We start from the raw sequence: 13,840 nt of genomic DNA, 5'->3' as shown, positions 1-13,840 counted from the left end.
GCAAAGATTCCGCAGGGTATGAAGAAAATTTCGCGCGCCCTTACGAGGCTTCCTTCAACTGCTCCAGGATGGCCGGATTTTCCAGGGTCGAGATGTCCTGCGTGATGGCCTCGCCCTTGGCCAGCACCCGCAGCAAACGGCGCATGATCTTGCCGGAACGGGTCTTGGGCAGGTTGTCGCCGAAGCGGATTTCCTTCGGCTTGGCGATCGGGCCGATTTCCTTGGCCACCCAGTTGCGCAACTCCAGCGCCAGCTTCTTGGCCTCTTCCCCGGTCGGCCGCGCCTGCTTGAGCACGACAAACGCGCAGATCGATTCGCCGGTCGTGTCGTCCGGCTTGCCGACCACGGCCGCCTCGGCCACCATCGGATTGGCCACCAGCGCCGATTCGATCTCCATGGTGCCCATGCGGTGGCCCGACACGTTGAGCACGTCATCGATGCGCCCCGTGATCGTGAAGTAGCCCGTCTCCTTGTTGCGGATCGCGCCGTCGCCCGCCAAATACATCTTGCCGCCCAGTTCATCCGGGAAGTAGCTGGTCTTGAAGCGCTCCGGATTGCCCCAGATGGTGCGGATCATCGACGGCCACGGCCGCTTGACCACCAGGATGCCGCCCTGCCCGTTCGGCACGTCCGCGCCGGCCTCGTCGACAATCGCGGTCATGATGCCCGGCAGCGGCAAGGTGCACGAACCCGGCACCATGGGCGTCGCGCCCGGCAGCGGGGTGATCATGTGGCCGCCCGTCTCGGTCTGCCAGAAAGTGTCCACCACCGGGCAGCGCTCGCCGCCCACGTTCTTGTAGTACCACATCCAGGCTTCCGGATTGATCGGCTCGCCTACCGAACCGAGCAGGCGCAGGCTGCTCAAATCGTACTTGGACGGATGCACGCTCGGGTCGACATCGGCCGCCTTGATCAGCGAACGGATCGCCGTCGGCGCCGTGTAGAAGATGCTGACCTTGTGCTTGGCGATATTGGCCCAGAAACGCCCCGCGTTCGGGTAGGTCGGGATGCCCTCGAACACGACCTGGGTCGCGCCCACCGCCAGCGGGCCGTAGGCGATGTAGCTGTGGCCGGTGACCCAGCCGATATCGGCCGTGCACCAGAACACGTCCTGCGGCTTGATGTCGAAGCTCCACTTCATGGTCAGCGCGGCCCACAGCAGGTAGCCGCCGCTGGAATGCTGCACGCCCTTGGGGGTGCCAGTCGAACCGGAGGTGTACAGGATGAACAGCGGATGCTCGGCGCCCACCCATTCCGGCTCACAATCGGCGGCCTGGTCGGCCACCAGCTCGTGCAGCCAGAGGTCGCGCCCTTCGGTGAAGGCAATGTTGCCGCCGGTGCGCTTGTAGACGATCACATTCTTGATGCTGGCGCAGCCGCCCAGCGCCAGCGCTTCGTCGACGATGCTTTTCAGCGGCAGGTGCTTGCCGCCGCGCAGTTGCTCGTCGGCCGTGATGACCGCCACCGCGCCGGCGTCGATAATCCGCTCCTGCAGCGATTTGGCCGAAAAGCCGCCAAACACCACCGAATGGGTGGCGCCGATGCGCGCGCAGGCCTGCATGGCGGCCACGCCTTCGATCGACATCGACATATAAATAATGACGCGGTCGCCCTTCTTGATGCCGCGCGCCTTGAGGCCGTTGGCAAATTTGCAGACACGCTCGTACAACTCCTGGTACGTTGCGCGCGTGACCGTGCCGTCGTCCGCTTCGAAAATGATGGCGGTCTTGTCGGCGTTGCCGTTCTTGAGGTTGCGGTCGAGGCAGTTGTACGACACGTTCAGCTCGCCGTCATCGAACCATTTGTAGAACGGCGCATTGGTTTCGTCCAGGGTCGAGCTGAACGGCTTGTGCCATTCGAGATTTTCGCGCGCCAGGCGCGCCCAGAAGCCTTCGTAATCGGCTCCCGCTTCCGCGCACAGTGCATGGTAGGCATCCATCCCGGAAATGGCGGCGTTGGCCACGAAGTCGGGCGGCGGCGCAAACACGCGGCTTTCCTGCAAGCCTGGGTTGTCCTGCTGGGTGGAATCTGTTGCTGCCATGCTGGTCTCCATTGGTGGTGTTGTTTTGCTAAAACCATAGTCCCGCTCGCTTACTGCGCCCTTACGTGCACGTCGGCGAGGAAGGTCGATGAGACATTAAAACATGGATAGCGCCATCAAGCGGTATGGTCACTTGCATTAACGACAAGATCAATGCGCACGGCATGACGATCAGCTGTGGTTTGCGCCAGATCAATACGAGGTCCGACCGAGGCCGCTCTCTGCAGCCGGGCCAAGCGCTGGTAAAATGACGCAGCGAAAATTTTTGCCTTACTCTGGAGCCAAGCATTCATGTCTGACCCGATTTTACCGAAAGAACGTCAAAAACTGACCCCCTTGAATAACCTCATTTTCATGAGCCGCTGGCTGCAGTTGCCGCTGTATCTGGGCCTGATCCTGGCGCAGTGCGTGTATGTTTTCCATTTCTGGGTTGAACTCAAGGACCTGATCGGTGCCGTACTCGGTAACGAGGCGGCGCTGCAGCATATCTTCGATGCAGTCACCGTACCGGGCGCCAAGCAGGCGACCAAGCTCAACGAAGCGACCATCATGCTGGTGGTGCTCGGCCTGATCGACGTGGTGATGATCTCGAACCTGCTGATCATGGTCATCGTGGGCGGCTACGAAACCTTCGTCTCGCGCATGCACCTGGAAGGCCATCCCGACCAGCCCGAGTGGCTCTCGCACGTGAACGCCTCGGTGCTCAAGACCAAGCTGGCCATGGCGATCATCGGCATTTCGTCGATCCACCTGCTCAAGACGTTTATTAACGCCAACGCGTACGAACCCAAGGTGCTGATCGCGCAGACGGTGATCCACATCGTGTTCCTGCTGTCGGCGCTGGCGATCGCCTATACCGACCGCATCATGATCGGCACCCAGAACCAGTCCAAGACCCCTCACTAAGCCAACGAGAATAGCCATGACTATCATCAAGCAGGAAGACCTGATCGAATCGGTTGCCGCCGCCCTCCAGTACATCAGCTACTACCACCCGGCCGATTACATCGCCCACCTGGCGCGCGCCTACGAGTCGGAACAGAGCGATGCCGCCAAGGATGCGATCGCCCAGATCCTGACCAATTCGCGCATGTGCGCCGAGGGCAAGCGCCCGATCTGCCAGGATACCGGCATCGTCAACGTGTTCCTCAAGATCGGCATGGGCGTGCGTTTCGAAGGCTTTTCCGGCACCGTGACCGACGCCGTCAACGAAGGTGTGCGCCGCGCCTACAACTTCGACGACAACAAGCTGCGCGCCTCGATCGTGGCCGACCCGCAGTTCGAGCGCAAGAATACCAAGGACAATACGCCGGCCGTGGTCCACATGGAACTGGTCGAGGGCAATACCGTCGACGTCAAGGTCGCGGCCAAGGGCGGCGGCTCCGAGAACAAGTCCAAGTTCGTCATGCTCAACCCGTCCGACTCGCTGGTCGACTGGGTCATGAAGACCGTGCCGACTATGGGCGCGGGCTGGTGTCCGCCGGGCATGCTCGGAATCGGCATCGGCGGCACCGCCGAGAAAGCCATGCTGATGGCCAAGGAAGTGCTGATGGATGACATCGACATGTACGAACTGAAACTGCGCGGCCCGCAAAACAAGACTGAAGAATTGCGTATCGAGCTGTGCGACAAGATCAATGCGCTGGGCATCGGCGCCCAGGGCCTGGGTGGCCTGACGACCGTGCTCGACGTCAAGATCATGATGCATCCGACCCACGCGGCGTCCAAGCCGGTGGCCATGATTCCGAACTGCGCCGCCACCCGCCACGCGCACTTCGTGCTGGACGGCTCGGGCGCGAGCTACATCGAGCCGCCGGCGCTGTCGACCTGGCCGGACGTGCACTGGACCCCGGACACCGAGAAATCGCGCCGCGTCGACCTCAACACCCTCACCAAGGAAGAAGTCGCCTCGTGGACTCCGGGCCAGACCTTGCTGCTGAACGGCAAGATGCTGACCGGCCGCGACGCCGCGCACAAGCGCATCCAGGACATGCTGGCCAAGGGCGAGCAATTGCCGGTCGACTTCAAGAACCGCGTGATTTACTACGTCGGCCCGGTCGATCCGGTGCGCGACGAAGCGGTCGGCCCGGCCGGTCCGACGACCGCCACCCGCATGGACAAGTTCACCGACATGATGCTGGAAAAAACCGGCCTGATCGCCATGATCGGCAAGGCCGAGCGCGGTCCGGCGGCGATCGAATCGATCCAGAAGCACAAGTCGGCCTACCTGATGGCGGTCGGCGGCGCGGCTTACCTGGTGTCGAAAGCGATCAAGAGCGCCAAGGTGCTCGGTTTCCACGACATGGGCATGGAAGCGATCTACGAGTTCGACGTGATCGACATGCCGGTCACGGTGGCGGTCGATTCCAACGGAACGTCGGTGCACAACACCGGTCCAAAGGAATGGGCAGCCAAGATTGAATCGCTGTCGAGCGTCGGCAAGATTCCTGTCAGCGTCGCCTGAGTGACGCACGAGTGACAACACCAGTGACAAGCGCGAGCGTCCCAGCGATGGCCATGGCGTCGGCTACCGCGTCGGCTACCGCGTTGGCTACCGCGTCGGCTACCGCGTCGGCTACCGCGTCGGCTACCGCGCCGGCTACCGCGCCAATCGGCGTGTTCGATTCCGGCGTGGGTGGTTTGTCGGTCCTGCGCCATATCCGCGCGCAGCTGCCGCATGAGCATTTGCTGTACTTCGCCGATTCCGGTTTTGCGCCGTATGGCGACAAGCCGGAAAGCATGGTGGCCGAGCGCTCGCTGGCGGTCGCCGGTTTTCTGGTCGCCAACGGCGCCAAGGCGCTGGTGGTGGCATGCAATACGGCGACGGTGGCCGCCATCAAGGTGCTGCGCGCGCACTATCCCGACATGCCCATCGTCGGGGTGGAGCCTGGCCTCAAGCCGGCTGCGGCGGCCACGCGCAATGGCAAGGTGGGCGTGCTGGCGACCAGCGTGACCATCGCCGGCGCCAAGTTCCTGCTGCTGCGCGACCAGATCAGCGCCGCCAGCGATGCGCAGTTTTTGCTGCAGGGGTGTCCGGGCCTGGTCGACCAGATCGAGCTGGGCGACCTGGAATCGGCGGCGATCCGGACGCTACTGGAGCGGTATGTGGTGCCGCTGCTGGACCAGGGTGCCGATACGCTGGTGCTGGGCTGCACGCACTACCCGTTCGTGCTGGCGATGCTTGGCGAGGTCATCGCGGCGGCGACGGCGCGCGAGATCGTGCTGATCGACACCGGCGACGCGGTGGCGCGGCAACTTGCGCGCTTGCTGGGTGCCGCTGCGCTACTGAACCCGGGTGATGCAGCGCCGGCCGGGCCTGGCACTGACGATGTGCCCGCGCCCTTAATTGCGCGTCAGGCCGCAATGCCGGTCGAGGCTGGCGCCACCGCGACGCTGCAAGGCTATACCAGTGCCAGCAAAACGGCACTGTCGGCGGCGTTTGCCAACTTGCTCGGCATCGATGCGCCGGTTCGCGAAGTGGCAATTTGAAAATATTTCGCTTTCAGTGCATTTTGATTTGCCAGTTCGCCCAGATGTTTGTATAATCTTTTTCTGTTCAGGAAGCATCTGAACAATATGCAGATTCGATGGTGGCTGTAGCTCAGTTGGTAGAGTCCAGGATTGTGATTCCTGTTGTCGTGGGTTCGAGCCCCATCAGCCACCCCATCGTTTTAGCATGCCGACTAAGCCGCCTTGAGCGGCTTTTTTGTTGTCCTGCGCTTTGTCGTGGTGCGCCTGGCGCATGAGTCAAGGCGGACCGGATCATGACGACGACATGTGGTCAGCGGTCACATGCGATACACCTCACATTGACGTGGCCAAAATTCCGGTAGTTATCACGGACATCGCCTTGCGCCTGCTCTTTCGTCAGCTTTTCGGCCGTCCATTGCGCGCTGGTCGTCGACGACGCTACCCCGGGAACCCAGGCGCCGATCCCCACAAACTTACCCAGAAAGACTACCTCGCCAGGGTGCAGAACGAAGATCTGCGTCAGGATGCTCTCGTCCATGCGACGCTTGAGTTCTTGTCCTCCGCCGAGTAGTGTCGGGCCATAGTATGCGTTGTACAACACCCAATGCGTCGCTGCGTAACGACCCGGCGGCAGTGGAACGAGCGCAACCTCATTGTGGCCATCACGATAGTTTGCCTTGCTGGTGAACGGAATCGGAAACTCTTGGGCCGTATCCTGGTTTTTCAGTATGAAGGCGATTGCACGCGTGTTCCGCAGCAAGGTGAAGTTGCCCCCAACATAAGCAGCCGCTGAAGACGGCGCCGCATCTTTCGGTAACACCAGATCGGTCGCGCATCCGCACAACGACAGGAAAGACGCGGAGAGTAAGAGCGAGGCGGTGCTGTTCATGAGAAACAATCTTAAGAGCGCATCGGGAATCGCTGATTGTACTTGACCCATCAGGTCGCAGCGCTTGGTTTCCTTATGGCACCGGCCTGATAAGCGAAGCGCATGGCGCGCTGTTTATGCGACAAAGGCTCCACGGCGCCGAAAACATCGAAAAACTCGATCTATCAATTAGTCTTAATCGAGTTTTTCTTTATATCGTACGCCCATATAATTTTTCGGTGGACTTGCTCCACTCACCTTTTCCACTACATGGAGTAGCACAATGCGTCATTACGAAACAGATAGCCCTCAGGCAGCCGGCCGGATTCTCGCCCTGGCGATGGTGGTCGATGGCAATCTGGCGCAAAGCGAACTTGCCGCCCTCGACAGCAGCAAGATCCTGCAACACATCGACCTTGACCAGCCCGGCTTCAAAGCCTTGCTGCAAGAGCTTTGCCAGAACATGCTGGCCTCGGCATTTCACGGCGAGGTACGCATCGATGGCGCCATGCTCGACGGCTTGCTCGACGAAATCCGCCATCCGGATTTGCGCCGTCAGCTGATGCTGGCAATGTGGCGCATCGCCGACGCTGATGGCTGGCTAGCCGATGCCGAAGCGGTGCTGTTGGCGCGCGCCAGCACCTTATGGTGCGCCGAGACCAACTTCAGCGGACGCGTGCTGGAGCAGGCATGACGCTGGCGGCCGGCGCCCCGCTCGGTGCCGCCCGGCGTTACGCTGCCGGCGCGGCGTCGATCAGGCGCCGGTAGCCGGCAATGCCCTCCTCGACCGCATAGCCGGCCTTGATCGATGCCACGGCCCGCGCACGTAGCGGCGCGAATTGCGCTGGCTCGCGCAAGGCCCGGCTGACGGCGCCGGCAATCGCGTCGGTATCGAAAAAATCGACCAGCACGCCATTGTCGCCGTCGCGGATGATTTCCGTCACCGGCGCCGTGTCCGAGCCGATCACCAGGCAGCCGCAAGCCATCGCTTCAAGCATCGACCACGACAGCACAAACGGATACGTCAGGTAGATATGCGCGGCCGAGACCTGCAGCAGGTCGCGGTAGCGCGCGTAGGAAATGCGGTCGAGGAAATGCACGCGATCCGGATCGATGGCGACCTCGGCCAGCATCCTGGCGCGCCAGGTCTGGCCGCCGGCCGGACGCGCGCCGTAGCTCACGTCGGCCCCGCCGGCGAACACGATGTCGCAGTCCGGATTGTCGGCCAGGATTTTGGGCAGCGCGCGCATGAAGGTGTGGAAGCCGCGGTACGGCTCGAGGTTGCGCGACACATAGGTCACCACCGGGTCGCCCGGACGCAGCACCTTGCCGTTCGGCAGCGTGAACGTGGCGTCGGGATTCGGGCACAGGTAGGCGGTGTCGACTCCCTCGTGAATCAGCGCGATCTTGTCGTGGTAAGGCTTGGGGTGCAGGCTTTTCTGCCACGCGGTCGGCGCCACGGCGATGTCGCAGGCTTCCAGGTTGAGCAGTTGCAGCGCGTTCTTGGCGCGTACCCGCGCGCGGTCGTCTATGGTGCTGGGAAACTCCGGATCGAAGCCGACATCGGCGTTGTCCGTGTGATAGTAGAACTCGGAAAAATGCACCAGCCGCGCATCCGGAAACGCTTCCCGCACGAACATGGTGTCGCCCCAGCCCGGATGGGCGATGATCACGTCCGGCGCGAAGCCCTTCTCTTTCATCGCCAGCAAGACCCGCAGGCATGCCTGTCCATGCAGGATGCCCGCCTCGAAGGGCCGGGCGTAGTGGTGGGTTTCCTTGGCCGCGCCACGGTGCAGCTTGTAGGTAAGCGTGCGCACGTCCGGCAAGCCGGGACAGCCGTCCTTGCCAATCGCCAGCACGTCGTACGCCGGATCGCGCGCCAGGTGCGAGGCGATGCGCTTGAACTGGCCGGGAAAGTTTTGATGTATGAACAGGATGCGGCGCGCGCGCGGCGCGCCGGAAGACAAAGGCTGGGCTGGTGTGAATGTCATAGGTCGATGGTGCGCTGGCCTGCAAGATTGGAAGCGAGCATCTTACCAGCCGAAGCCGGTCCGAAAATTCGCCGATTCGCTCATCGTTCGCGCGCCGCTTCGGACACCGCTTTTTGTACAGGAGAAAGCAGATATTCCAGCACCGTGCGTTGGCCCTGGTTAATCTCCGCCATGACTTGCATGCCCGGGGTAATCCGCAGCACCGTGCCCTGGGGGTCCTTCAGGCTTTGCTGGTCGAGCCGGATGCGCGCCTTGTAGCTGGCCATGGCCGGGACCTGGCCGCCTTCCTGCGCCTCGGCGCCGCCCTGCCGGGCCGGCTCACTGGCATCGGCGCTGACGTGCACCACCTCGCCCTTGAGCATGCCGAAGCGCTGGAAGGGATAAGCCGACAACTTGATCTGCGCGCGCTGGCCGACCCGCACGAAGCCCACATCTTCATTCTTGATATTGATGTCGGCAAACAGCTGCTCGCCCTCCGGCACCAGGGTCAGCACCACCGAACCGGGCTGCACCACGGCGCCGACCGTGGTCGTGGCCAGGTCCTTGATCACGCCATCCTGCGGCGCGCGCAATGCCATCTGGCCTTCGCGGTAGCTGGTCTTGTCCAGGTTCGGCTGCAGCTGGCCGATGCGGGCCCGGATCGCCGCCAGTTCCTTTTCCAGTTCGCTGGTGTATCCGCTGTGCAGCTGGCTGATCTTCTGTTCCTGGGCGGCGATGGTGGCGCCGAGCGCGGCCACGGTGGATTTTTGCGCGTCCAGGTCCCTGGCCTTTTCGGTCGCTTCGCGTTGCTTGTCGGCGCTGCGCAGCGCCGACACGTAACCGTCCGCCGACAAATCCGAAAAGCTTTTCGCCGCCGCCTGGTACGACGGCAGGGTCTGCTCCAGCTTGGCCAGGGTTTCACGTGCGCTGCGCATTTCGTGCGCGGCTTTGACCAGCAGCGCTTTTTCATGTTCCAGGCTGTCCGCGAACGCCGTGCGGCGCGCGGCGTACTCGGCGTGCACCTGGGCATACAGCAGCGTATCGTCGCCGGCCTTGGGCAGCATGGCCTTGCCGCTCAGCTCAGCCTCGATGCGGCGCGCCTGCATCCGCTGCGCCGCCAGGTCGTTGGCAATGCCGCTCTTGTCGGCGCTGGCCAGGGTGGTGTCGAGGCGCGCGAGCACCTGTCCGGCCTTGACCTTGTCGCCTTCGAGCACCAGCAATTGCTTGACCACGCCAGCCTCGGCCGGCTGCACGATCTTGACCAGCGTTTGCGGAACCAGCTTGCCGTCGGCGCTGGCGATGATGTCGAGCTTGCCGAAGGCGGCCCAGACAATCAGCACCAGTACCAGTACCGAGACGATCCATAAGACAATGCGGCGGCTGCGGTCGGGCCCGTTGACCTGGATCAGGCCGAGCGGATCGTGCCAGCGGCTCGGCACGCGCAGCGGGATGACCTGGCCGTTCGCGCGCGCGCTGCCGGGCTGGGCCAGCGGCTGGCCCATGGTGGAAGTAGTGTCAGTCATGGGATCCTCAGGCTGCGGGCTGGCGCGCATCGCCGCCAGCGCTAGTGTTATTCAGTGCGCTCGCAAGCGCCACGCGCTGGGCGCCCTGGGCACCGAGCCGGTAGATGGCATCGACCTGCAAACCCTTCGGCAAGCCGTGGGTGATGAACAGCATCGTGATCTTGCCGCGCAAGGCGTTGATGGTGTGCGCGAATTGCTCGGCGGTGGGACCGTCGAGGGCGCTGGTAGCTTCGTCGAACACCAGGATGGTCGGGCGCTTGAGCAACGCACGCGCAATGGCGATGCGTTGCCGCTGCCCGCCGGACAAGCCCGAACCGCGCTCGCCGATCTCGGTCTGGTAGCCTTTCGGCAGCGCCTCGATGGCGCCATGGATTTCGGCCATCTTGCAGGCGGCGACGATTTGCTCGAAGCTGGCGTCGGGGCTGGCCATGTGCAGGTTGTCGTAAATAGTGCCCGAGAACAGCACGGTTTCCTGCGGCACGACTCCGAAGTGGCTGCGCAGCTCGTTGGCCGAGAGATAGCGGATATCGACCCCGTCGATGACGATGCGCCCTGCGCTCGGCTGATAGAAGCCCTGCAGCAGCTTGGCCAGGGTACTCTTGCCGCAGCCGGACGGCCCCATGATGCCGATGGTCTGGCCGGGCTGGATGGTCAGGGACAGATTTTCGTAGACCAGCGGCAAATGCTCGGCATACTTGAACGCCAACCCATCGATCTGCACCAGGCCCTTGCGGCTGCCGTCGCGCGAAGGGACCAGCGAATACGGCTCGGTGGGCGCATTCATCAGGTCGCCCAGGCGCGCGACCGACAGGCTGGCTTGCTGGAATTGCTGCCACAGGCCCACCAGGCGCATCATCGGCTGCGACAGGCGGCCCGAGAACATCTGGAACGCCACCAGCATGCCGATCGTGAAGTGGGTGTCGTGCATGACGGTGTAGGCACCGATCGCGAGGATTAACAAACTCATCAGTTGTTCGAGCAGATTGGCGCTCGAGTTATAGGTATTCGCCAGCTGTTTGGTGGAAAAGCCGGCCGCAAGGTAACTGGCCAGGTAAGCGCTGTACTTACTGTTCAGTTGCGGTTCGAGCTGGAGCGATTTCACGGTTTCCATGCCGGCGATATATTCCGTCAGAAACGCCTGGTTGCGCGCGCCAAGCTGGAATTGCTCTTGCAGGCGGGTCTGGAACAGGGGCGCGACGATGGCGCTGAGCGCCACGATCACGCCGAGAATGGCCAGCACCAGCAAGGTCAGCGTGACGCTGTAATAGAACATGATCGCCACGAAGATCAGCAGGAACGGCAAGTCCAGCACCAGGGTCACGGCGGCGCCGGCGATGAATTCGCGGATCGTTTCGACGCCCTGCATGCGCGCGGCGATCACCCCGGTCGGGCGGTGCTGGAAATACATCGGCGGCAGCTTGAACAGGCGCTCGAAGACGGTCGCGCCCAGCACGGCATCGACCCGGTTGCCGGTGTGCAGTACCAGGTATTGCCGGACCCACGACAAGGCCGCCGAAAACAGCACGAACACCGCCATGCCGATGGCAATCACGATCAGGGTGCTCTGGGTGTGGTGCACCACCACCTTGTCGATGATGGCCTGGGTAAACAGCGGCGTGGCGAGGGCGATCAGCTGGATCACCAGCGAGGCCAGCAGCACTTCGCGCCAGAGCTGCTTGTGCTTCATCAATTCCGGAATGAACCAGCGAAAGCCGAAGCGGCGCGACTTCAGGGCGTCGGCCGCGCTGTCCGGATCGGCGCCGCCCGCGTCGCGCGGCGCGATGCGCGTGACCTGGCCCAGGTAGCACTGGGCCAGATCGGACAGGGTCATTTGCCTGGGAGCGGGGTCGCCTGCTTCGACAATCAGCACGCTGGCGCCGTCGGCCTGCAGAATCAGTGCCGGGACCGCGCCGGCGGCGCTGTCGCCATCGGACGGCGCTTGCAGCCATGCCACGAGCGGAAACGCTTCGTGCCTCAGCTTGCCCGCCTTGACTTTGCGCAGCGCCGCATCGAAGCCGTACACGCCGGCGGCCTGCGTCAGCGACGCGACCGTGTGCGGGGCGGCCAGCTGTTGCTGTGCAAGTTCGAGGGAAAAAGGCTGTCGGTGGAGCGCGCAAATACCTTGCAGCGCCCAGAAAAAGGCGTCTGCCTGGATTTCTTTGTGGTTCATAAAAAACTGCGTTTCCGAGTGAATTGCCGAAGCAGAAATAAATACAAATTTGGCCCAGAACGATACCCGCAAATGGAGTCGAATTCAATTTTTATGGAAAATTAATGTTTCCACTCAGTAGTTATTAACAAAAAACATTGTTACCTTACAGAAATAGACGGCTGATGCTATGTCGATATCACGAAGCCGCTGAAACCGCTGTCATACGGCTCGGGAATCAGCCGGCACGGGGCGTCAGGCGGCGGCCGGTCGACTACAATACCGAACGTGCCGTCCAGCGCATATCAACTTGAGAGGCCCACACGCATGAGTTACGATCTGATGGTTTTCGCCCCGGAAGCCGCGCCCAAGAAGCGCGAGGCTTTCCTGGCCTGGTATGACGAACAAGCCGAGTGGAGTGAAGGCCATTCCTACGCCGACCCCGCCGTCGCCACCCCGGCACTGCAAGCGTTCTACGCCGACATCGTGCAAACCTTCCCGGCGCTGGCGCTGGAAGACCTGGCCGGCGAGGAAGACCGCGAGGACAGCCCCGGCACCGACTACACCATCGGCAAGTCGCTCATCTACATCACGTTTTCGTGGGACCAGATCGACGAAGCGCACGCCACCGTCACCCGGCTGGCGGCCAAGCACGGCGTGGGCTTTTTCGACGTCAGCTCCGACATCGCCGAAACCTGGCTGCCGGACGGCAAGGGCGACCTGTACATCGCCCATTCCGACTGAGCTTGCAGCACCTTGCCGGCATCTGCTGGCCGCACGAGGCCACGGTCGGGCACATCACGGTGGCGACCGGCCAGCTGTCAGGACACTTTCCCGCCGATCATGGCGACGATGCGCTGGTCGCCTGCGTGCTGGTCGCGGCCGGCAAATACCGCAACGGCGCCGCGCGCCACTGGTGCCGTACGCACCAGACCTACTGGGGCGTGAAGGCAGACCTGGCCGCGCTGGCGCACAGCGGCCAGCGCCGCTGCGCGCGCCATGCCGAGCCGATGGGCTACGCCCTGCATCCCCCGCTGATCGACCTGGCGGCCTGCGCCAGCGTGACGATTGCCAGCGCTGCCGGGGGCGGCATGGAGGTGGCCAGCGTGCCTGCCGGTCTGCAAGCAAGCCGGGCCGGACGCTACCCGGCCGTGGCGATCTGCAACAGCGGCCCGCGCGCGCCGTTTCCCGGCAGCGGCATCGTGCAGGTCAACATCACCCCGCCCGCCCTGCTGGCCTACACCCGGGCGGCATCGGCCGGACCGGCGCCCGGCTGCGTAAATTGCGCGCGTTGCGGCCATCCGCACCTGGACCTGGGCAGCTTTGCGCAAACGCCCCACCGGCGCCATTACTGCGGCAACTGCGGCTGCGACAGCACCCATAGCCCGGCGCCCATGCTGTCCTCGCCCCTGCATGCATTGAGCATCCTTTTCGCCGGCCGGCTGAGATTCGCGTAAGAATCTGCGTTCGGTACGCGGATTTCAAGCATGCGTTTTCTCTGCGTGCTATAAATGCAATACAGTAACCGGGAGAACAACATGGACGATGCAGACCGCCGCCACGAAGACCGTCGCCAGGACCTTGAAACCGCAGCGCAACTGCACGAAGCTATTGCATTGCAGCGCGCCTTCGGCAGCGATGCCGCCCAGCGCTTTCTCAAGCTGCGCGGCATTGGCGATGAAATCTCACAAAACGCGCTGATCGAAAGCTACGACCGCCGCCAGGCCGCACGCCGCTTGCGCGCCGCCGCAGTCAGCTAGCCTGCCCCCCAGGCAAGCAGCGCGCGCATGGCGCCGGGGCGACGCCCGATCAGGGCGC

Annotated in this window: 12 protein-coding genes and 1 tRNA gene; 8 read left to right on the top strand and 5 right to left on the bottom strand. The window is 63.0% G+C overall.

The features are described from left to right. Positions 1-40: 40 nt before the first annotated feature. Positions 41-2,041 (bottom strand): acetate--CoA ligase, encoded by a 2,001-nt coding sequence (gene acs, locus PO883_RS14880; protein ID WP_289310459.1) that lies wholly within the window; start codon positions 2,039-2,041, stop codon positions 41-43. 291 nt (positions 2,042-2,332) lie between these two features. Between acs and PO883_RS14875 the strand changes: the two genes are divergently transcribed. From PO883_RS14875 to PO883_RS14860, 4 genes are all read left to right on the top strand, one after another. Continuing rightward, positions 2,333-2,947, top strand: a complete 615-nt coding sequence (locus PO883_RS14875; RefSeq protein WP_289310458.1) for a YqhA family protein — start codon at positions 2,333-2,335, stop codon at positions 2,945-2,947. Positions 2,948-2,963: 16 nt separating this feature from the next. Continuing rightward, positions 2,964-4,505, top strand: coding sequence for a fumarate hydratase (locus PO883_RS14870; protein ID WP_289310457.1), 1,542 nt, complete (start codon positions 2,964-2,966; stop codon positions 4,503-4,505). A 53-nt stretch (positions 4,506-4,558) separates the two neighbouring features. Beyond that, positions 4,559-5,530, top strand: coding sequence for a glutamate racemase (gene murI, locus PO883_RS14865; RefSeq protein ID WP_289310456.1), 972 nt, complete (start codon positions 4,559-4,561; stop codon positions 5,528-5,530). Positions 5,531-5,631: 101 nt separating this feature from the next. Next, positions 5,632-5,707 (top strand) — tRNA-His (locus PO883_RS14860). A gap of 115 nt (positions 5,708-5,822) precedes the next feature. On the opposite strand, the gene PO883_RS14855 is transcribed toward PO883_RS14860, so the two are convergent. Further along, positions 5,823-6,401 (bottom strand): hypothetical protein, encoded by a 579-nt coding sequence (locus tag PO883_RS14855; protein WP_289310455.1) that lies wholly within the window; start codon positions 6,399-6,401, stop codon positions 5,823-5,825. Positions 6,402-6,663: 262 nt separating this feature from the next. On the opposite strand from PO883_RS14855, the gene PO883_RS14850 reads away from it, so the two are divergent. Beyond that, complete coding sequence (locus PO883_RS14850) at positions 6,664-7,074, top strand: TerB family tellurite resistance protein (RefSeq protein WP_289310454.1); 411 nt, start codon at positions 6,664-6,666, stop codon at positions 7,072-7,074. Between the two features lie 37 nt (positions 7,075-7,111). On the opposite strand, the gene PO883_RS14845 is transcribed toward PO883_RS14850, so the two are convergent. The 3 genes from PO883_RS14845 to PO883_RS14835 all read right to left on the bottom strand — a co-directional run bounded on the left by PO883_RS14845 (position 7,112) and on the right by PO883_RS14835 (position 12,043). Further along, positions 7,112-8,371, bottom strand: coding sequence for a glycosyltransferase family 4 protein (locus PO883_RS14845; RefSeq protein WP_289310453.1), 1,260 nt, complete (start codon positions 8,369-8,371; stop codon positions 7,112-7,114). Positions 8,372-8,451: 80 nt separating this feature from the next. Then, positions 8,452-9,873 (bottom strand): HlyD family type I secretion periplasmic adaptor subunit, encoded by a 1,422-nt coding sequence (locus PO883_RS14840; RefSeq protein ID WP_289310452.1) that lies wholly within the window; start codon positions 9,871-9,873, stop codon positions 8,452-8,454. Positions 9,874-9,880: 7 nt separating this feature from the next. Next, complete coding sequence (locus PO883_RS14835; RefSeq protein ID WP_289310451.1) at positions 9,881-12,043, bottom strand: peptidase domain-containing ABC transporter; 2,163 nt, start codon at positions 12,041-12,043, stop codon at positions 9,881-9,883. Positions 12,044-12,349: 306 nt separating this feature from the next. Between PO883_RS14835 and PO883_RS14830 the strand changes: the two genes are divergently transcribed. The 3 genes from PO883_RS14830 to PO883_RS14820 all read left to right on the top strand — a co-directional run bounded on the left by PO883_RS14830 (position 12,350) and on the right by PO883_RS14820 (position 13,782). Continuing rightward, positions 12,350-12,766, top strand: a complete 417-nt coding sequence (locus PO883_RS14830; protein WP_289310450.1) for a hypothetical protein — start codon at positions 12,350-12,352, stop codon at positions 12,764-12,766. Between the two features lie 2 nt (positions 12,767-12,768). Beyond that, complete coding sequence (locus tag PO883_RS14825) at positions 12,769-13,479, top strand: hypothetical protein (protein ID WP_289310449.1); 711 nt, start codon at positions 12,769-12,771, stop codon at positions 13,477-13,479. Positions 13,480-13,560: 81 nt separating this feature from the next. Further along, the gene (locus PO883_RS14820) at positions 13,561-13,782 is read left to right on the top strand and encodes a hypothetical protein (protein WP_167086388.1); all 222 of its coding nucleotides are present in this window, start codon (positions 13,561-13,563) and stop codon (positions 13,780-13,782) included. The last annotated feature ends 58 nt before the right edge of the window (positions 13,783-13,840 follow it).

Origin of the sequence: Massilia sp. DJPM01 (genome assembly GCF_030348125.1) — a bacterium.
GTDB classification, from domain to species: domain Bacteria; phylum Pseudomonadota; class Gammaproteobacteria; order Burkholderiales; family Burkholderiaceae_D; genus Telluria_A; species Telluria_A frigida.
Note: the sequence above shows the minus strand (reverse complement) of the source record. Positions and strands in the feature narration are given on the sequence as shown.

Coding starts and splice junctions, on each gene's coding strand:
- murI (WP_289310456.1), top strand. CDS start 4,559: ATGGCGTCGGCTACCGCGTCGGCTACCGCGTTGGCTACCGCGTCGGCT.
- PO883_RS14840 (WP_289310452.1), bottom strand. CDS start 9,873: ATGACTGACACTACTTCCACCATGGGCCAGCCGCTGGCCCAGCCCGGC.
- PO883_RS14845 (WP_289310453.1), bottom strand. CDS start 8,371: ATGACATTCACACCAGCCCAGCCTTTGTCTTCCGGCGCGCCGCGCGCG.
- PO883_RS14820 (WP_167086388.1), top strand. CDS start 13,561: ATGGACGATGCAGACCGCCGCCACGAAGACCGTCGCCAGGACCTTGAA.
- PO883_RS14870 (WP_289310457.1), top strand. CDS start 2,964: ATGACTATCATCAAGCAGGAAGACCTGATCGAATCGGTTGCCGCCGCC.
- PO883_RS14855 (WP_289310455.1), bottom strand. CDS start 6,401: ATGAACAGCACCGCCTCGCTCTTACTCTCCGCGTCTTTCCTGTCGTTG.
- acs (WP_289310459.1), bottom strand. CDS start 2,041: ATGGCAGCAACAGATTCCACCCAGCAGGACAACCCAGGCTTGCAGGAA.
- PO883_RS14835 (WP_289310451.1), bottom strand. CDS start 12,043: ATGAACCACAAAGAAATCCAGGCAGACGCCTTTTTCTGGGCGCTGCAA.
- PO883_RS14830 (WP_289310450.1), top strand. CDS start 12,350: ATGAGTTACGATCTGATGGTTTTCGCCCCGGAAGCCGCGCCCAAGAAG.
- PO883_RS14850 (WP_289310454.1), top strand. CDS start 6,664: ATGCGTCATTACGAAACAGATAGCCCTCAGGCAGCCGGCCGGATTCTC.
- PO883_RS14875 (WP_289310458.1), top strand. CDS start 2,333: ATGTCTGACCCGATTTTACCGAAAGAACGTCAAAAACTGACCCCCTTG.